The sequence below is a fragment of the Breznakia sp. PF5-3 genome (genome assembly GCF_029504745.1).
In the GTDB taxonomy this organism is placed as follows: domain Bacteria; phylum Bacillota_I; class Bacilli_A; order Erysipelotrichales; family Erysipelotrichaceae; genus Breznakia.
Map to the genome: position 1 here is coordinate 72,437 of NZ_JAQFIQ010000003.1, position 17,967 is coordinate 90,403.

At 31.1% G+C, this 17,967-nt stretch carries 17 protein-coding genes; 5 read left to right on the plus strand and 12 right to left on the minus strand.

All coding sequences use genetic code 11. The annotated features are described in order from the left end of the window. Window positions 1-4 precede the first annotated feature (4 nt). Together M2475_RS01415 and M2475_RS01420 are read right to left on the minus strand one after the other, a co-directional pair. Window positions 5-1,669 carry a ribonuclease J gene (locus tag M2475_RS01415; protein WP_277489125.1) on the minus strand — a complete coding sequence of 555 codons (1,665 nt, stop codon included), beginning with the start codon at window positions 1,667-1,669 and terminating at the stop codon, window positions 5-7. Between the two features lie 145 nt (window positions 1,670-1,814). Further along, on the minus strand, window positions 1,815-2,762 hold the full coding sequence (locus M2475_RS01420) for a D-2-hydroxyacid dehydrogenase (RefSeq protein ID WP_277489126.1): 948 nt from the start codon (window positions 2,760-2,762) through the stop codon (window positions 1,815-1,817). 120 nt (window positions 2,763-2,882) lie between these two features. Here M2475_RS01420 and M2475_RS01425 point away from each other — a divergent pair, with 120 nt between their 5' ends. Genes M2475_RS01425 through M2475_RS01435 form a run of 3 tightly spaced genes read left to right on the plus strand, consistent with a single transcriptional unit; the run spans window position 2,883 to window position 7,800 of the window. Next, complete coding sequence (locus M2475_RS01425) at window positions 2,883-5,828, plus strand: acyl-CoA dehydratase activase (protein ID WP_277489127.1); 2,946 nt, start codon at window positions 2,883-2,885, stop codon at window positions 5,826-5,828. Beyond that, complete coding sequence (locus M2475_RS01430; protein ID WP_277489145.1) at window positions 5,815-7,059, plus strand: 2-hydroxyacyl-CoA dehydratase; 1,245 nt, start codon at window positions 5,815-5,817, stop codon at window positions 7,057-7,059. Before M2475_RS01425 ends, M2475_RS01430 begins: the two co-directional genes overlap by 14 nt. A gap of 3 nt (window positions 7,060-7,062) precedes the next feature. Further along, window positions 7,063-7,800, plus strand: a complete 738-nt coding sequence (locus M2475_RS01435) for a putative ABC transporter permease (protein WP_277489128.1) — start codon at window positions 7,063-7,065, stop codon at window positions 7,798-7,800. 13 nt (window positions 7,801-7,813) lie between these two features. Here the strand turns inward: M2475_RS01435 and M2475_RS01440 are convergent, their stop codons facing one another. From M2475_RS01440 to cysK, 3 genes are all read right to left on the minus strand, one after another. Next, entirely contained in the window at window positions 7,814-8,530 is a 717-nt protein-coding gene (locus M2475_RS01440; protein WP_277489129.1) for an HAD family hydrolase, read from the minus strand. Then, entirely contained in the window at window positions 8,527-9,177 is a 651-nt protein-coding gene (locus M2475_RS01445) for an HAD family phosphatase (protein ID WP_277489130.1), read from the minus strand. Before M2475_RS01445 ends, M2475_RS01440 begins: the two co-directional genes overlap by 4 nt. 88 nt (window positions 9,178-9,265) lie before the next feature. After that, window positions 9,266-10,192 (minus strand): cysteine synthase A, encoded by a 927-nt coding sequence (gene cysK / locus M2475_RS01450; protein WP_277489131.1) that lies wholly within the window; start codon window positions 10,190-10,192, stop codon window positions 9,266-9,268. A 147-nt stretch (window positions 10,193-10,339) separates the two neighbouring features. Here cysK and M2475_RS01455 point away from each other — a divergent pair, with 147 nt between their 5' ends. Together M2475_RS01455 and M2475_RS01460 are read left to right on the plus strand one after the other, a co-directional pair. Beyond that, on the plus strand, window positions 10,340-10,771 hold the full coding sequence (locus tag M2475_RS01455; protein WP_277489132.1) for an Rrf2 family transcriptional regulator: 432 nt from the start codon (window positions 10,340-10,342) through the stop codon (window positions 10,769-10,771). Next, entirely contained in the window at window positions 10,749-11,201 is a 453-nt protein-coding gene (locus M2475_RS01460; RefSeq protein ID WP_277489133.1) for an Rrf2 family transcriptional regulator, read from the plus strand. Before M2475_RS01455 ends, M2475_RS01460 begins: the two co-directional genes overlap by 23 nt. Window positions 11,202-11,264: 63 nt before the next feature. Here M2475_RS01460 and M2475_RS01465 read toward each other — a convergent pair whose 3' ends face one another. The 7 genes from M2475_RS01465 to M2475_RS01495 all read right to left on the minus strand — a co-directional run bounded on the left by M2475_RS01465 (window position 11,265) and on the right by M2475_RS01495 (window position 17,866). Then, window positions 11,265-12,602, minus strand: a complete 1,338-nt coding sequence (locus M2475_RS01465; protein WP_277489134.1) for an FAD-dependent oxidoreductase — start codon at window positions 12,600-12,602, stop codon at window positions 11,265-11,267. An 82-nt stretch (window positions 12,603-12,684) separates the two neighbouring features. Beyond that, a complete protein-coding gene (locus M2475_RS01470; protein ID WP_277489135.1) occupies window positions 12,685-13,314 on the minus strand; it encodes a DarT ssDNA thymidine ADP-ribosyltransferase family protein in 630 nt (209 codons plus the stop codon). A 250-nt stretch (window positions 13,315-13,564) separates the two neighbouring features. Beyond that, window positions 13,565-13,888, minus strand: coding sequence for a PTS lactose/cellobiose transporter subunit IIA (locus M2475_RS01475; RefSeq protein ID WP_277489136.1), 324 nt, complete (start codon window positions 13,886-13,888; stop codon window positions 13,565-13,567). 132 nt (window positions 13,889-14,020) lie between these two features. Continuing rightward, entirely contained in the window at window positions 14,021-14,272 is a 252-nt protein-coding gene (locus M2475_RS01480) for a kinase to dihydroxyacetone kinase (protein ID WP_277489137.1), read from the minus strand. Between the two features lie 52 nt (window positions 14,273-14,324). Beyond that, a complete protein-coding gene (locus tag M2475_RS01485) occupies window positions 14,325-15,767 on the minus strand; it encodes a PASTA domain-containing protein (RefSeq protein ID WP_277489139.1) in 1,443 nt (480 codons plus the stop codon). Then, complete coding sequence (locus tag M2475_RS01490) at window positions 15,760-16,434, minus strand: ABC transporter ATP-binding protein (RefSeq protein ID WP_277489140.1); 675 nt, start codon at window positions 16,432-16,434, stop codon at window positions 15,760-15,762. Before M2475_RS01490 ends, M2475_RS01485 begins: the two co-directional genes overlap by 8 nt. Window positions 16,435-16,444: 10 nt before the next feature. Then, window positions 16,445-17,866: an ABC transporter permease gene (locus M2475_RS01495; RefSeq protein WP_277489143.1), complete on the minus strand. Its 1,422-nt coding sequence runs from the start codon at window positions 17,864-17,866 to the stop codon at window positions 16,445-16,447. Between the last annotated feature and the right edge of the window lie 101 nt (window positions 17,867-17,967).

A 17,967-nucleotide genomic window follows, 5' to 3' on the forward strand; every position in this document is an offset into this window, starting at 1 on the left:
CCCCCTAAGCTTTATTCGTTATCTCCAAAATAACTGGCAATACCATTGGTCGTTTTCCAGTTTCTTTCGAAAGATATTTTTGAATTTTATCTTTTGCTTCTTGACGGCACTCTAAATTGTCATAACGTCTATCTTTTACCGCCTTTTTTACTGTATCTTCCATGATTTTCATTACTTCCTTTACAAGATAATCAGCATCTTTTACATAAATTAAACCACGGGTTTGAACATCTATACCACTAACAATTTTTTTAGTTTTATTATCTAATGTAACACCAATGATCATAACACCATCCGTTGAAAGCCATTCTCTATCTTTTAAAACAACCCCTGTTACATCCCAGTTTGCATCACCATCAATCAAAGTATCTTCTAATTCTAAGATTTCATTAGTAGAAACTAACTTACGATTTACAAATTCTGCCATTTGACCATTATCCAAAAGAATGATTCTACTATCAGAGAATCCCATCTTTGAGGCTAAATTTGCATTTGTAATCAAATGACGATATTCTCCTTTAATTGGTAAATAATACTTTGGTTTAAACAAATAAATTGCCATTTTCAAATCTTCACTAGATGGGTGCATACTTGCAACATCTTTTGCTTTAAATGAATAGATTCTCCCACCTTCTTTATAGATTTCATTTTCCATGCTAACAGCTTCATGTTCTGTTCCACTAACAACCGGACTTGCAACAACAATCGTATCATCTTTTAATAACTCTACGTATTTGTCTTCATGCGTAGCAATGGTCGATACTTTCAAAAATAACCGTTTCCCTCTTCCTGTTACAAGAACCACTACATTTTTCATATTGTTATTAAAATCTTTTTTATCAATGATAGAATTCTTTGGCAATTTGTAATAACCAAGTTGTTCTAAATATTTTAATGTTTTTCGTAATTCGTTATCACGAATAAAAATCTTTTTCTTATGTTTTATAGCAATATCCAAAACCTCAAGAATACGATATAGACTTTGACGATAACAAGCAATAATAAAACGGCCTTCATTCGATTCGAAAATTGGTTCTAATTTGTTTGAAATATTATGTTTTGGCGCAGTGTGTCCTTCGTTTTCTGCAGCTATAGATTCATTCAACAAACATAATACACCTTCTTTACCGATTTCACTCAGTTCATTTAAATCACAAAGATACTCAGGTTGAAGAGCATTATAATCAATAATAAATTCTCCGCTGTAGACAATGTAACCTTGGCTGGAATGAATTGCAATTCCAAAATTATCTGGCGATGCATGAGTCATCGCAAAGGTACGAATTTCAACACCTTCTACTTTGAATTTTGAAGTTCGATCAATGATATTTAATATATAATCTTTAATTCCTTCTTGTGCCAGCAAATCACTAATAAACATAGACGTAAATTTACCAGTATATATAGGTAAATTCACTTGCCTCAATAAGAAAGGCAAAGCTCGCATAACATCATCATGGGCGTGGGTAATAAAAATCCCTCCGATGCGATCTTTGTTTTCAATTAAATATGTAAAATCAGGAATTACATACTCTACCCCTAACAGGGCATTGTCAGGAAACATAATTCCTGCTTCAATGATAAAAATGACATTGTTAACTTCTACAACAGTCATATTTTTCCCATTTTCATCTAGCCCTCCAAGGGCGAAAATTTTAACTTTATCCATAAAATAAACCTCTTTCTGTAAACGACACTTTTATTATGGTAGTGTCTTATATTCAATTCTATAAATGAAATATCTTTTGATATTATATCACAGATTAACGATAAAAAAGCCACAAATACTTCATCCATCAAGATTTTTCATTTACTTATTTGTTTTTGCGATAACCGATATGAAAATCTACTACATTTTCTAATGGCTCATTATGAGTGTAATGTGCTATGTTTTTTGCTACCAATTTCTCATATAAAGCTCTAGTAGCAGGATTTGCAAAAGTTCCTGAAACATGAGGCGTGATTATTAGATTATCTACATCCCACAAAGTATCTTGCTTAGATAGAGGTTCTTCATCAAAGACATCCAAATGTGCTCCATGTAAATGACCTGCATTCAAAGTATTTATTAAAGCTTCTATATCAAGGACATTAGAACGCCCAACATTCAACAATAAACTTCCCTGCTTCATTTTTTTAAATTGCTTCTTTCCCATCATAAGATCAGTATCTTTACTTTTAGGAAGCGCTAAACACACAACATCTGCTCTTTCTAGTAAATCATTTAAAGCATCGCTTTGATACATTTCATCAAACCCTTCAAGAAGATGATTAGATTGTCTACGGACTCCAATTGTATATCCACCTAAAGATTGTATGACTTTTGCATAGTGTTGTCCAATATCGCCAACACCAACAATTAAAAACACACTGTTGGCAATCAATTTTGTTTGATGAATTGGATCCCAAAGATGATCATTTTGATTCTTCATATATCGTTTAGCATTTCGCATGAGTGCGAGTGTATATAACAAAAGGTGTTCCCGAATTGTCAATCCAAAGGTTCCAGAAGCATTTGTAACAACGCAATCTTTTGGAATATCAGTTTCTTTATATTGATCATTGCCTGCAGAAAACAGCTGAATCCACTTAACTTTTTTCATATATGGCAAAAGTTTAGGATCAGGATTTCCAAATATAATATCGCAATCAACTAAATGCTCATTATCAATACTTAAAGTTTTATAGTAATGATACTCTCCAAGGGTTTCCATTTGGGTTTGTAAGGTATCAGAAAAACGGAATAAACTTATAATTTTCAAACTATTCACCTCGTTGATATTATACCATACTTCTTTATATATATATGTGGATATAAAAATCAAGATATGTTAAAATAACTGATACAGTAAAATTAAAGAAGGAATGGTTGTGAAAAAATTATGACATATAAAATTGGTTTGGATATTGGTTCAACAACGATTAAAGCAGTCGTTCTTGATGAACAAGATAATGTTGTATACAAAAGTTATGAACGCCATAAGTCAAGAGTTAGAGAAATGGCATTAGAAAAAATAATTGAACTAAAAGATTTATTGAAAGACAATAAAGTCAAGGTTGCTATCACAGGATCGGCAGGTCTTGGAATTGCCAATATGGGAGAATTACCATTTGTACAAGAAGTTTTTGCCACTACCAAGGCAGTAAAGAAATACCATCCGAAAAGCGATGTAGTAATTGAACTAGGTGGTGAAGATGCTAAAATAATTTTTCTTAAAGGAGCAGTTGAAGAGAGAATGAATTCAACTTGTGCAGGTGGTACAGGTGCTTTTATTGATCAAATGGCTTCCCTGTTAAATGTTGATTTAGAAACATTGGATACATTAAGTCAAAACTATACAAAGATATATCCAATCGCTTCCAGGTGTGGAGTATTCGCAAAGACAGATATACAACCATTAATCAACCAAGGTGCACAAAAAGAAAATATTGCAGCTAGTATTTTTCAAGCGGTTGTTGATCAAACAATCACAGGGCTCGCACAAGGAAGAAGAATTGAAGGTAATGTATTGTTTTTAGGTGGTCCTCTATCATTTAATAAAGGGTTACGAGAACGTTTTATAGATACGCTTAAACTAAATGAGGATGAAGCAGTTATACCAGATATGGGGCCTTATTTTGTGGGTCTTGGAGCAGCTATTTTTGCTGACAGTAACAATGAAAGTTATAGTTATCGTCAATTATTAGATGCATTAACTCGCAGTGCTAATACCAAAGTCTCTCAAGCAGGATTGCCTCCCCTTTTTCAAAATGATGATGAATATTTAGAATTTAAAAATCGTCATGCGCTTGCGAAAGTTGATCATACAGAACTTCGTACATATAATGGAAAAGCTTATTTAGGGGTTGATGCTGGTAGTACAACGACAAAAGTTGTATTAATGGATGAAAATAATAATCTTCTATATACAAATTATACAAATAATAAAGGAAATCCAATTGATGTAGTAAAAGCTCAATTAGAACATATTTATTTGCAAAATCCTACACTTAATATCGCGTCAAGTGGTGTTACGGGTTATGGAGAAGAATTAATTCGCCAAGCCTTTCATTTAGATGTAGGAGAAGTAGAAACAATTTCTCATTATCGTGCAGCTAAACATTTTAAGCCAGAAGTAGATTTTATTATTGATATCGGTGGCCAAGATATGAAGTGTTTTAAGATAAAAGAAGATCGTATTGATGAAATCATCTTAAATGAAGCATGTAGTAGTGGATGTGGATCATTTATTGAAACATTTGCTAAATCACTTGGATATGATATTATCCAATTTTCACAGATGGGATTGCTTGGTAAAAATCCAGTTGATCTTGGCTCACGATGTACTGTGTTTATGAACTCCAGTGTAAAACAAGCTCAGAAAAACGGTGCTACAATTGAAGATATCAGTGCAGGATTAGCAATTTCGGTTGTGAAAAATGCATTGTACAAAGTTATTCGTATTAATGACCCAGAAGATTTAGGTAAAAATATTGTAGTGCAAGGAGGAACTTTCTTAAACGATACTGTATTACGCAGTTTTGAAATAGAATTAGGAAAAAATGTTGTTCGCCCTCAAATATCTGGATTGATGGGAGCATATGGAATTGCATTGATCGCCAAAGAACAAGCACCAGTAAAAAGTAGTATTTTAAGCATGAAAGATTTAGTTGACTTTAGTCATGAATCTAAAGTTATCAACTGTAATCTTTGTACGAATCATTGTAGTTTAACAATCAATACATTTAATGATGGAAAACGCTTGATTGCTGGAAACAAATGTGAAAGGCCAATCAAAGGAGAGACAAATTTTAATATTCCCAACGTATATAGTTTTAAATATTCAAAATTAGAAGAATATAAAGATATTAAAGGCAGTGGTCATCGTGGTGAAATAGGTGTACCAATGGTATTAAACATGTATGATAACCTTCCCTTTTGGCACACTTTCCTCACATCGCTAGGCTATGATGTTGTGTTATCCGATAAATCAAGTAAAGCGATTTACAACAAGGGACAACATACCATTCCATCAGATACTGCGTGTTATCCAGCAAAAATTGTTCATGGACATATTTTGAATTTAATGGAAAAAGGTGTAAAACAAATTTTTTACCCAGCAATGACATATAACTTTGATGAAGGTATTAGTGAAAATTGTTTCAACTGCCCTGTTGTAGCATATTATCCTGAAGTTATTGAAGCTAATATAGACCTTGATAATACACAGCTATTATATCCATATATAAGTTTAAATAATCGAAAAGATTTCATGAAAAAAATGCGTAAATATTTTAAAGAAAATGGAATTATTATTTCTAAAAAAGAGATGGAAGAAGCAACAGAAAAAGCTTTTATTCAATATGACAAGCATAAAATAGAAGTAGAAGACTATGCTATTAAAGCATTAGAATATGCTGAAAGTGAAGGAATTATGTCAATTTGTCTTGCTGGACGACCTTACCATATTGATCCAGAGATCAATCATGGAATTGATCGACTTATAACATCACTAGGATGTGCTGTTATAAGTGAAGATAGCATTGCTAGAAACAGTGAGTTTAAAAAACTTAAAGTATTAAATCAATGGACTTATCATGCACGTTTATATCAAGCTGCTAAATATGTTTCTACTTTGGATAATTGCGAAATGATTCAACTTGTTTCTTTTGGATGTGGATTAGATTCTATTACAACAGATGAAATTCGCGATATTTTGAAAGTGAACGATAAATTATATACACAAATAAAAATAGATGAAATTGATAATTTAGGTGCTGTTAAGATTCGGATCCGATCATTATTAGCAGCAATGAGGAATCGAGGTGAAGAAGATGCAACAAGATAATCGTGTAGAATTTACACAAGAAATGAAAAAAACACATACGATTTTGATTCCTAATATGCTAAATATGCATTTTGAGATTATTGAACAATTATTAATTTCAGAAGGTTATAAAGTTGAATTGCTTAAAACAACACATCATAACATTGTGAATGAAGGGGTAAAAAATGTACACAATGATACTTGCTACCCTGCTTTATTGGTTGTTGGCCAAATGATAGATGCTCTTAAGAGCGGAAAATATGATTTAAATAAAGTAGCGCTAATTATGACACAAACTGGTGGTGGTTGTCGTGCAAGTAATTATATTCATTTGTTACGAAAAGCCTTGAAAAATAATGGTATGGAACAAGTTCCAGTTATTTCTGTTAATTTTTATGGACTTGAAACGAATAGTGGATTTAAATTTACTTATCGCTTCTTGATAAAAGCAGTGTATGCTATCATTTATGGAGATATGCTTATGTGGATATCAAATCAGTGTAAACCATATGAACTGAATGCTGGGGATACAGAAGCTGTTGATAAGAAATGGACGAAGAGAATAGCAGATCAAATGCATTCCCCTTCTTTTTTAAGAGTAAAACGAAATTATAAAGCGATTTTAGAAGATTATGAGGCAATCCCAAAATCAAATGAAGAAAAAGTTCGGGTTGGTATTGTTGGAGAAATATATATGAAATATTCTCCATTAGGAAACAATGAATTAGAAAAATTTCTAATTCGTGAGGGTGCAGAACCAGTGTTATCTGGATTATTAGATTTCATTGCCTATTGTTGTGAAAATATGGTTTTGGATTATGATTTGTATAATATAAATAAAGTAAATCGCAACTTAGCTAGAATTGCTTTAAGATATTTGGTACATAGTCAAAATAAAATGATCAAAGCGATTAAAAAGCATGGAAAATTTAAAGTGATGTCCAACTTTAATGAAGTTAAAGTTATGGCAAAAGACTATATATCTAAGGGTGTAAAGATGGGAGAAGGTTGGCTTTTAACAAGTGAAATGTTAGAGCTTATTCATAGTGGTGTTAACAATGTGATATGTACACAACCATTTGGTTGCTTACCAAATCATATTGTTGCAAAAGGAATGATGCGGAAAATAAAGGATAACTATCCTGAATCGAATGTAGTTGCAATAGACTATGACCCTGGTGCAAGTACAATCAACCAAGAAAATAGAATCAAATTAATGTTGTCTAACGCGAAAATGAACATGGAGAAATAAGATATGGAACTATATAATATATTCTTGTTTTTTGTGGCTTATGCTTTTCTAGGTTGGGTGTGTGAATCTTTATATGTAAGCATAGGTCAGAGAAAATGGGTTAATAGAGGATTTCTATATAGTCCCATATGTCCAATATATGGATTTGGTGCACTACTTATAATGTATATATTGAATCCATTTGTTGATTATCCCCTACTTATTTTTATTCTAGGAATTGTGGTTACATCTTTATTAGAATATTTTACTAGCTGGTTAATGGAAACTATTTTTCATATCCGTTGGTGGGATTATTCAACTTATAAGTACAATATCAATGGAAGAGTATGTTTAAAAAATTCACTTATGTTTGGTGTTCTAGGTTTATTTGTTGTATATGCTATTCATCCTTTGGTGATTGATTTCATCGATAAAATACCTAATCAATTCGAAGTGACTATAGCAATTGTTTTAGCAGTTGGTATCATGATTGATGTCATAATTTCTACACTTGGTGCATTGAATATTGATAGAGCATTAAAAGAAATACATAAAACCATTCATGAAATCTATGAAACTGGTGAGTTAACAAAAGAAACATTGACTAAAAACTTTGATGCATTAATAAAGAAATTAGAAAAAAGACAAGAACACTTCAAACGTTCGTTCCCAAGTTTCGAACATCTTAAATTTAACTTTGATAGAAGTCTTCTTGAAGATTTTAAAGCAAAGATAAAAGCGATTAAAATCAAAGAAAAATAAGGCAGAATTTGCCTTATTTTTTCACATCATCAAAGGTTTTAACTAATTGTAAGAATGCAGTAGCATTATCACACCATGTAGCTGTTATTTCAGCATTATTTGAATTAATCAAATGATCGTTTATCAAATAAAGAGGAACATCTAATTTTTGTATTGCACCATCTTCTATAGCGTCATTCCCTACCATTATACAAGTTTTTTTATCAATATTATATTTTTCCATTACTTCTTCAAAATAAGCAGGGTTAGGTTTACAGAAATGAAAATCCTCAAAGGTAGTAACGTATTCAAAAGCACTTGTATCTACACCACTCCAACGCAATCTTGATTCACTGGCTATTTTTGGAAATAAAGGATTTGTTGCACAAATCAATCGATACCCTTTTTGTTTTAAGATATTAATTGCTTCTACAATATCTTGGTTTACAGTAACCGTTTTTTCAATTAACTGAAAATCATGGTGGTAGAAGTCTTCAAAGTCACCTTCAATTTTTTGCATTGGTATATTTGAAATTTGTTCGAAAGTATTCCAAAATACTTCAGCATTGGTTTTAGAACCATTATTTTTTTGCATTGCAGAAGTTCCAGCATAAATAGCTTTTACTAAAAGTTTTTCATCATATTCACTATCTTTAAATCGTTTTGCAATTAACCCAAAATACTTTTCAATGAATTCTTCTAAGTCCATAGATAATAAAGTACCATCTAAATCAAATAAAATTGTGTTCATATAGTGTTCTCCTCTTTTATTAATGTATATATTCTTTGATCTTTAAAATCTCTAATTGTTAATACTGCATCTGAAATTGATAAGGTCTTATGAATTCCAATAATTTGTGTACAACCAGCTTCTTTGGCATATTTAATTCCACTTATAGAATCTTCAAAAACGATACAATCTTTTATATTAACGCCCATATGGTCAGCTGCTTTTTTAAACATGGTAATCTTATTCTTATGTGTACCATCATCAAATACAATATCTTCTTTTTTAAACCATGTTTCTAAATTGAAAAAAGAATAAAAGAAATCAATATTTTCTTTTATTGAAGCACTTGCAATGGTAATTGGAATGTTTTGTTCTTTTAAATAATCTAAGAATTCTCGTAAACCATCAACCAATTCTCCAGCTTCTTCTTTTTTTACTAATTCACGATAAAGCTGTTCTTTTTTTAGAGAAATAATTTTATTAGTTTCAAAATCAGTATCTATTAAATAAGATATAATTTTTTCATTTGTTTTGCCATGAATATGTTGTTTCAACTCATCTTCGCTAAGTGGATACCCTCTTAGTTCAGTTGATATTTTCTTCCAAGCAAAATCATGATATTTTGCATCATCAAACATCGTTCCATTAAAATCAAAAATGATTGCCATAAAAACCTCCACCCTTATATTAAAAACTATTTCCAGTGAAAATGCAAAAAACTTTTAATGTCAAAATAAAAAAAGCACATATGTGCTTTTAATCAAATTTAAATAAATCTGTAGATAAATATCGTTCCCCACCATCTGCCAATAAAACAACAATTTGTTTATTTTCATTTTCTGGTAACTTGGCAAGTTCTAGTGCTGCAAAAAGAGCAGCTCCACTACTAATTCCAACCGAGATACCATCACGTTTTGCTAATTCTTGGCTGGTTTTAATTGCATTGTCATCATCAACTTGCATAATCTGATCAACAACAAACGGTTTATATACCCCAGGGACAAATCCAGCACTGATACCTTGAATTTTATGTGGACCAGGTTTACCACCAGATAAAACAGGTGATTTTGCAGCTTCTACAGCAACTATTTTCATATTTGGTAATTTATTCTTAAGATTTTCACCAACACCAATAATTGTACCTCCAGTGCCAACACCAGCAACAAATATATCAACTTTTCCATCTGTATCACGATATATTTCCTCAGCTGTAGTTTTATAATGTGCTGCTGGATTCGCTGGATTTTCAAACTGTTGTAATATATGGTAATTATCATTTTCTTTTAATAAACTTACCGCTTTAGCAATTGCCTCTTTCATTCCACCAGCAGCAGGTGTCAAAATTAGCTCAGCTCCATAGCTTTGAATTATTTTTCTTCTTTCGATACTCATTGATTCAGGCATTACAATAATTAACTTCATCCCCAAAGCTGCACAGACCATAGCTAATCCAATTCCTGTGTTACCACTTGTTGGTTCAACAATCACAGTATCTAAAGTGATTACTTCACTTTCCAAAGCATCTTGAATCATATTATAAGCAATACGGTCTTTTACACTTCCTCCTGGATTAAAGGATTCAAGTTTTGCAAGAATTTCAGCATTGCCTTTGTTTAAATTGTTTATTCTTACAAGTGGTGTATTACCAATTAATTCTGTTATATTATTATATATTTTTTTCATTTTAAATTCCTCCCATGGGAACAAAATATCCCTACTAGTTTAGTAGGATTATATATTGAAAACGTATGTTTGTCAATTAAAGTAACTATTCCTACAATTTTTATAGGAATTATTGTGTTTTCAAAAAATTTAAGGTAAACTATCTATATGAGAGTATCAAGAAAAGGAATGTACGCAGTTGAGTCAATGGTTGTCTTAGCTGATAATGATAGTATAAATATGTCAGTTTCAGAAGTTGCTAATGCAAGGCATTGTTCGTTTAAATTTTTGGAACATGTTTTCAGGGATTTAAAAAATGCTGGTTTAGTTGTAAGTGTTAGAGGAAAGAATGGAGGATATCAAATTACGAAAGATCCTGCAGATATCACATGTAAAGAAATCGTTTTAGCAGTGGAAAATCATTTATCTACTGCTCCCTGTTCACAGGACGTTTGTCCACAGGCCGGATCGTGCATGACACAAAAAATGTGGTGTGATTTACAATTGGAATTATATCGTGAATTAGAAGAAATTACACTGCAAGATCTTGTTGATTCTTATAGGGAGGCTGTACATAATGAAATTAACTACCAAATCTAGATATGCGGTTCGATGTTGTCTTGGTTTAGCGATATTTGGAGATGAGGATCTTATTTCTGTTCGCTCAGCTAGTCGACATTTAAAGCTTTCTACAAAATATATTGAGAATATCTTTTTGTCTTTGAAAAAACATCACTTTATTGAAAGTGTTAGAGGAATCAAAGGTGGTTATCGATTAGCAAAAAAACCTGAAGATATTGATGTTTATAGTATTATTGTAGCAATGGAAAACAGTCATACAGTTGCTCCCTATCATAAGCGTCCAGATTTGCTTGCAAGAGTGCTTCGTAGGGATCTCTGGTATCGAATAGATCAAGAATTACAAGAATATTTAACTAACATTACAATTGCCGATATCATCGAAATGAATGGTGGTATGGAAGAAATTAAAAAATTGGATTGGTATAAAGAATTTAAGGAATTCACATAAAAAAGGATGCTAAATTTAAATACCCTATGACAAAGTCATAGGGTATTCGTTTAAAAGCATCTTTTATTTTGCTTGTAAAGTAGCCATTGTAATATAGTTATATGGTTGATTGAAGTGTGGTAAGAAGAAGATATCAAGAAGTTTCAATTTATCAATTGTCAAACCTTCTTGAATTGCTAAGGAGAACATATGGATATTCATTGAAATATCATATTTGCTACATAATTGTGCCCCTAAAATACGACGTGTGTTTTTATCATATACGATTCTAATTTTCACTTTTTCATTATCATGTTCAATGAACAAAGGTTTTTGATAATCCTCAAAATCTGTTACATCTGCATCATAACCGTGTTCTAACGCCTTTTTAAGCGTTAAACCAGTAGAAACCATATTAATATCCCAGATACGTATTCCGTTGGATCCTTGCACTCCTGCTGACTCTAGATGAGTTCCACAAACATTGTGAGCAGCGACAATCCCAGAACGTACAGCATTAGTAGCTAAAGCAATATAATTAATATCTTGAATGGCATTGTCATACACGGTTGCACAATCCCCTATTGCATAAACACTATCATCACTAGTTTTTTGTGTTTTATCAACAATAAAAGCACCATTTTTATATAATTTCAAATGCTCATTTCCAAGAACATTATTAGGTTTGAAACCAACAGCGAATACAACCATATCTGTATTATATGAATTTTTATCTGTTATGATTTTCTCAACTTTGGTTGTTCCTTCTAATGCCTTTACAGTCTCGTTATAAGATAATTTAATACCATGCGTATGTAAGTTTTCATCCATAATATCTGTAAATTCTGAATCATAATAATTTGCTAAACTATGTTCAGCAACATCAATAATTTGAACTAACTTCCCTTTCCTCTTGAAAGCTTCTGCTAATTCTACACCAATATAACCAGCACCAACAATTGTCACATGATGGATATCTTTTTGTACATCCAATTTATCAATAACCTCTTGTGCATTTTGAAAGAGTTTAACAAATTGTACATTATTTAAATCCATTCCTTTAATATTAGGTTTTACTGGTAAAGAACCAGTCGCTAAAATCAACTTATCATAAGGCTGTTCAATTTCTTTTCCATCTTTTGTTTTTGCATATACAACTTTTTTATCATAATTAATATGCTCAACAGGTGTTTCCATATAAACTTTTGCACCTTTTTCTTCCATTGCTTCACGGCTAGAATAAAATAACCCATCAGAGCCATGAATTTGATCCCCAATCCAAAGTGCCATCCCACATCCTAAAAAGCTAATATTTGAGTTAGCATCAAAAACACTTACATCAATATCCTTATATGTGTCTAACATGGTATTGATGGCAGCTGTTCCTGCATGATTAGCTCCAATTACTACAATTTTTTCCATTATTATTTTCTCCTTTGTCCTATAATATTAATTCTACTATTGAACAAAAAACGATACAATTTTAATGCTCAAAAAAAGGTTGTTATTCAGGCAACCTTTTGTAATTATTAATTTTCCAATATTCATAATCATTGCGATTTTGAAAATATGTTTGACAGATTTTTACCGTTGTTTTACAACTTGTTGGAATTGTACCTTTATAAATAAAGTAATTAGAACGATCTTCAAAATGAACTTCTTTTATATATTCTACAGGTATTTCATCATAACATAACACCTTAGACTGTACAGTAGTAGGATATTTAGAATCTAGCTTTAATTCTTTTCTACTAACTTGGTCATCAACTTCATCAAACAATTGCAAAAAGGCATTTTCTCCATATGATAATGGACTCCCCTTCATTGGCGAAAAAGCACATTTTTTACTTGCTAAAATACTTGCATCAATCAATAATATAACCCATGGTAAATTATGTTGACGAAACCGAATTGAGTTAAATTGAACATAATCAGGAAATTCTATAGATAATGCAATAGCATCATGATATTTTCGACTTTTAAAATTAAAATAACTCTCAATATTTTTCTCCATTAAATCTGTTCGTGGTAATAACCCATAACGGAAAATACTATAAAGATTTTCTGCTTGTGTAAAATGTACCAAATATTTAATACCACGATCCTCTAAAATCTGATTCATTAATTCCTCCATATAAGTTACTCCTAAATGACAATAATCTATAAAAATATTATACTCTATTCTCCATTGATTTGGAACCGCTTTCAGCAAATGAATTTCAATTATTTTATAATTTTTATTTCAAATAAAAAATACACTTGACTTACTACCATTACCCAATATATGATATGATTGTTGAATTATTAGAATACAAACTCATCTCCTAGTAATTCAATATAATAAACCCTACTCATTCCCAATTTATCTGAGTAGGGTTTTTCTATTATAGTATTTCCTTATAATCTAATTTTTCATATATTTCAATAAACTCTTCTGCAATAATCTTAAATGTATCTACACTCATAAGCTGATCTTCTGCATGAACAAGTAGTAAATTAATTGATATATCATTAATGTTTGCTTCTTCTTGAATTAATTTAGTATGTGCTCGATGACCCTCAATAAATTGAGAGCTTCCTTCTTCAACCAAAGATTTAGCACGTTTGAAATTTTTGTTTTTTGCTTCTTGTATTGCTTCAATATATAGCGATCGTGCACTTCCAACTGCAGATATAATTTGAAAGCTAATCAATTCCAAATCTTTCATAGTTTCCCCCCTTTATTATGACTATCTCATATCTTAACAGAGAAAAAAAGGAAGTACAATCTTTTTTCGTACATAAAAATATAATGTTATGGTAAATAAAAAAGTAAAAGAAAAATCTTTTACTTTATTCTATTATCCTTTTAATCCTTTTGATTGACGTTCCATATCTTCTACAACAATATCATAGATTTCCCCCAGTGTTGAACAATACTCTAAAATTTCCCAAGGCCTGTTGGTATGAAAATGAATCTTTATCAATTCATCATCTCTTACTGCTAATAAACTATCACCTTCAAAGTTTGAAGTTATATAATCATTAATTGCATCTTCAGATAAATTTTTGCCTTCAATTAATAACTGTGTATCATATCGAAATTCTAACATACATACCTCCTTTTATTAATGTCATTATACTAAATTTAAGTGTTTTTAGATATTAATTATTTAAATCTGCATTTGCCATATAGATTGTAATTGTTGAACCGATTTCAATAAATTGATTATTATAACTAGCTCCACAAGTAATACCTTTTTCAATAGGTTGATCTTTAAATTGACATGTATTAGGAGCAACATGTTGTATTTTATAGGTAATGTTTGCACCTTTCTGATTCATTTCATAGAAGTAATCACGAAGTTCCTTCTCAGTCTTATAAATAACATCAGAACGATTGATATATGGATTACCTATTGAATAAGTTACAACAACATTAGATACATTTTCATTTTCAATTATTGTACCAGGTGCAATGTCTTGTGAAATAAACTGTCCATAAGGAACTCCTGCATTATACCGTTCAACAACTAAAAATGGGACACCTTCCTTTTCACCAATTTCATTGATTGTGTATAAGGTAAACATAGAAAAATTAGGAACAATCTGTGCTTTTCCTTTTGATACAGCAATTGTAAGTTCATTTCCTTTGGCAACCTTTTCTTTTGAGGAAATACTTTGAGAAATCACTTTTCCAGCTTCTACACTTTCAGAGTACTCCTCCTTTTGAATAATCTTAACTTCATTTTTCTTACCCCATTCTACAGCTTCAGCAACTTCTTTACCACTAAAATCAGGAACTTCTATTGTTTTCTTCGCTTCCCCTTTAGAAACAGTAACCGTTGCATAATCTTTACGCTTATATGCTTTTCTTGTCATATCTTTATCAGCAAATTCTAAACGAATAAAATCCCCTTTTTTTACAGTTTTACTATACTCTTTTTGAATTTTTAAATTATCTGCTCGATTTTCACTAATCCAATCATTGATTTTAGATTCATTATAAGTTGCAAAATCCGGTATTTCTAGAAGTTCTTCTGGATCTGCTCCTTCACTAACTTTCACAATTAGCAAATCCCCTTTTTGAACACTACTACCTGCCTTCTTATTTACTGAAATCACATGATCACTATCATATTTCATAGAAAATTCTGTATTGATATCTAAATCAACACCATTTTTCTTTGACCACTCCTGCATCTCTGAAATAGGTTTATCTACGAAGTTTGGCAACGTTCTCTCATTCATAAATCGATAGACTAGAAATCCTCCAACAAACACTAATAGGATTGCTAAAACCAATAGTCCATGTTGAATAATTTTTTTCTTTTGATAATTTGGATCTTTATTAATTTCTTCTACTGTGTCTGTTCTTTTATGCTTACCTATACTTGTCTTTGATATTACTGCGTGAACTTTATCCTTTTTATTGGCTTTATTTTCATCACTCAATGCTTTTTCAACTGTTGGTTTTGGCTTTTCAATAGGAATTTCAGTTGTTTCATTTGATTCTTTTTCTTTATCTTCTTTTTTAGATTGCTCTTCATGTTCATCTAAAAGTTTCCCATATTTATCATCTGTAAAGTTCTTTAAAAAATCACTCATCTTCTTTTAAAGCTCCTTGACTAAGAATAAATGATTTATCTGATTGTTTCGCAATTTCATCATTATGAGTTACAACAATAACACATTTATTATGTTCATGGGCTAACGTTTTAAAAATATTTACAATTTCTTGTTGCATGCTTGCATCTAAGTTCCCTGTAGGCTCATCAGCTAAAATAACATCAACGTTTGTTGAAAGTGACCTAGCAATTGCAACACGTTGCTGCTCTCCACCAGATAGTTTATTAATTTGTCGATCCGCTTTGGTTTTGGTGATTCCAATAAAATCTAACAAGTTATAAGCAACTTCTTTCTTGTTTTTAGGAACATCATTATCAGTTTCTCCCATTGCCAATTCAATATTTTCTATACCTGTTAAATAAGGAATAAGATTGTAATATTGGAAAATAATTCCAATTTTATTACGACGATATTTTTCATATCCAATTTCCTTTATTTCTTTTTGCTCATAAAGGATACTCCCTTTCATTGGTGTATCAAGAGCACTAATAAGTGATAACAATGTTGTTTTTCCAGAACCAGATTGCCCTTTAATTGTATAGAATACACCTTTATCAAAAGAACAACTTAAGTCTTTTAAAATATATCTTATATTTTCTCCATCTTGATAATAATACTCAAGGTTATTTACTTCTAATATTGCCATAATATCCCCCTTACATTAATACCTTTCTAGGCTTCAATCGAACCACATATAGCGTTGGTGCAATTGATGAAACTAACAATGTCCCAAGACCAATTAGATAAAGCATTACGATATAATCACCATCTAATGTTACTTCATAGGCATCAAGAACTTCATTTTGGTCCACATTTGAATCCATATAACTTGTATAGGTATATCCATAAGGATCTTCATTGATTACTTGTTGTTCAATCATTTTTTGTGAAACGCCATTCGCAAGTTCTTTTCCACTAAATAATGATAATGTTAATGCAATAATACCTACAATTAACACTTCTATTACAATCTGTGCTACAATCTTCCATTTCCTTACACCAATTGACAAATAAATTCCAAACTCATGTCTTCTATCTCTTAAGAATAAAATAACTACCAATCCTAAAATAAGAATTGTTGCACCTATTGAAATGTAAAGAATTCCAGTTGCTAACCAACTAATGAATGAGATTGGTCCTGCTACTGAATCATATGCATCACTTGAAATTGTTATAGCAAATCCTTTTGGTAACAATTTTTTTGCATCATCTCGAAATTCTTCTAATTGAGATGCATCTTTCAAATAGTAAGTAGCATTGAGGGATTCAAAATTTTCATATTCTTCTTCACTTTGATTAACCTTTTTTTCTTCTTCCATCATCCAGTTATTTGCTTTACTAGCAAGATCATTTGGAACATAGATTCTTTGTGTTAAATAATAATCTACCATTCCACCATCTTCACCAGTTTCTTCTTTTATGGATAATGAAGCATCAAAAATACCAATTACGTCCATTGAATAATCTTTTGTACTCAAAACTTTAGGATCTCCATTACCATCCATATCTTCCCAATCATAAACAGCAGCAGTAAATGTAACCGTATCTCCCACATGAATGTTATTCATTTCAGCAAAGATGGTTGAGACAAGGGCAACTGGTTTTCCCTCATCAATTTCTTGCTGTTTAAAAACACGACCTTCACTTAGACTGATTTTCTTTTCGCTAATATCTAAAATGGATGGTATTTGGACCCCATAAATTTCAAAACCTGCACCAATACCATCAACTACCCCCATTTCACAATCAGGGCCACAATAAGATTCATATTCTTTAGAATTCAAAAATGAACTTACATTGTATTCATAATATTTTACACCATCTAGTTTTCCGATTTTATCAATTGTTTTTTGATCAAGCTTTGGAATTTTATCTTCACTCAGATTTTCCCAATCATAATCAACAACAGCTTCTGCACCTAACTTGTTTTTAACCGTTTTTTCGACATTCACTGTAGCTTGTTTCACTGCGATTGAACCCGCCATAAGGTTACCTAGTATAAAAATAACTACTAATAAAATTATTGACTTCCCTTTTTTTCTAATCGTGCTCAATAAAGCTCTTTTTATAAAATTCATTCCGTTCCTCCTCGTATAATATGTAATGTAATCAAACAGAAGCATCGCCTTCAATATCGATTGCATTTACACTCTAATTAATAGATAATAGATTCGTTTTG

What these genes read in the sequence shown, in the direction of transcription:
- M2475_RS01415 (WP_277489125.1), bottom strand. Translation starts at nt 1,669, where the DNA reads ATGGATAAAGTTAAAATTTTCGCCCTTGGAGGGCTAGATGAAAATGGG.
- M2475_RS01425 (WP_277489127.1), top strand. Translation starts at nt 2,883, where the DNA reads ATGACATATAAAATTGGTTTGGATATTGGTTCAACAACGATTAAAGCA.
- M2475_RS01430 (WP_277489145.1), top strand. Translation starts at nt 5,815, where the DNA reads ATGCAACAAGATAATCGTGTAGAATTTACACAAGAAATGAAAAAAACA.
- M2475_RS01435 (WP_277489128.1), top strand. Translation starts at nt 7,063, where the DNA reads ATGGAACTATATAATATATTCTTGTTTTTTGTGGCTTATGCTTTTCTA.
- M2475_RS01440 (WP_277489129.1), bottom strand. Translation starts at nt 8,530, where the DNA reads ATGAACACAATTTTATTTGATTTAGATGGTACTTTATTATCTATGGAC.
- M2475_RS01445 (WP_277489130.1), bottom strand. Translation starts at nt 9,177, where the DNA reads ATGGCAATCATTTTTGATTTTAATGGAACGATGTTTGATGATGCAAAA.
- cysK (WP_277489131.1), bottom strand. Translation starts at nt 10,192, where the DNA reads ATGAAAAAAATATATAATAATATAACAGAATTAATTGGTAATACACCA.
- M2475_RS01455 (WP_277489132.1), top strand. Translation starts at nt 10,340, where the DNA reads ATGAGAGTATCAAGAAAAGGAATGTACGCAGTTGAGTCAATGGTTGTC.
- M2475_RS01460 (WP_277489133.1), top strand. Translation starts at nt 10,749, where the DNA reads ATGAAATTAACTACCAAATCTAGATATGCGGTTCGATGTTGTCTTGGT.
- M2475_RS01465 (WP_277489134.1), bottom strand. Translation starts at nt 12,602, where the DNA reads ATGGAAAAAATTGTAGTAATTGGAGCTAATCATGCAGGAACAGCTGCC.
- M2475_RS01470 (WP_277489135.1), bottom strand. Translation starts at nt 13,314, where the DNA reads ATGGAGGAATTAATGAATCAGATTTTAGAGGATCGTGGTATTAAATAT.
- M2475_RS01475 (WP_277489136.1), bottom strand. Translation starts at nt 13,888, where the DNA reads ATGAAAGATTTGGAATTGATTAGCTTTCAAATTATATCTGCAGTTGGA.
- M2475_RS01480 (WP_277489137.1), bottom strand. Translation starts at nt 14,272, where the DNA reads ATGTTAGAATTTCGATATGATACACAGTTATTAATTGAAGGCAAAAAT.
- M2475_RS01485 (WP_277489139.1), bottom strand. Translation starts at nt 15,767, where the DNA reads ATGAGTGATTTTTTAAAGAACTTTACAGATGATAAATATGGGAAACTT.
- M2475_RS01490 (WP_277489140.1), bottom strand. Translation starts at nt 16,434, where the DNA reads ATGGCAATATTAGAAGTAAATAACCTTGAGTATTATTATCAAGATGGA.
- M2475_RS01495 (WP_277489143.1), bottom strand. Translation starts at nt 17,866, where the DNA reads ATGAATTTTATAAAAAGAGCTTTATTGAGCACGATTAGAAAAAAAGGG.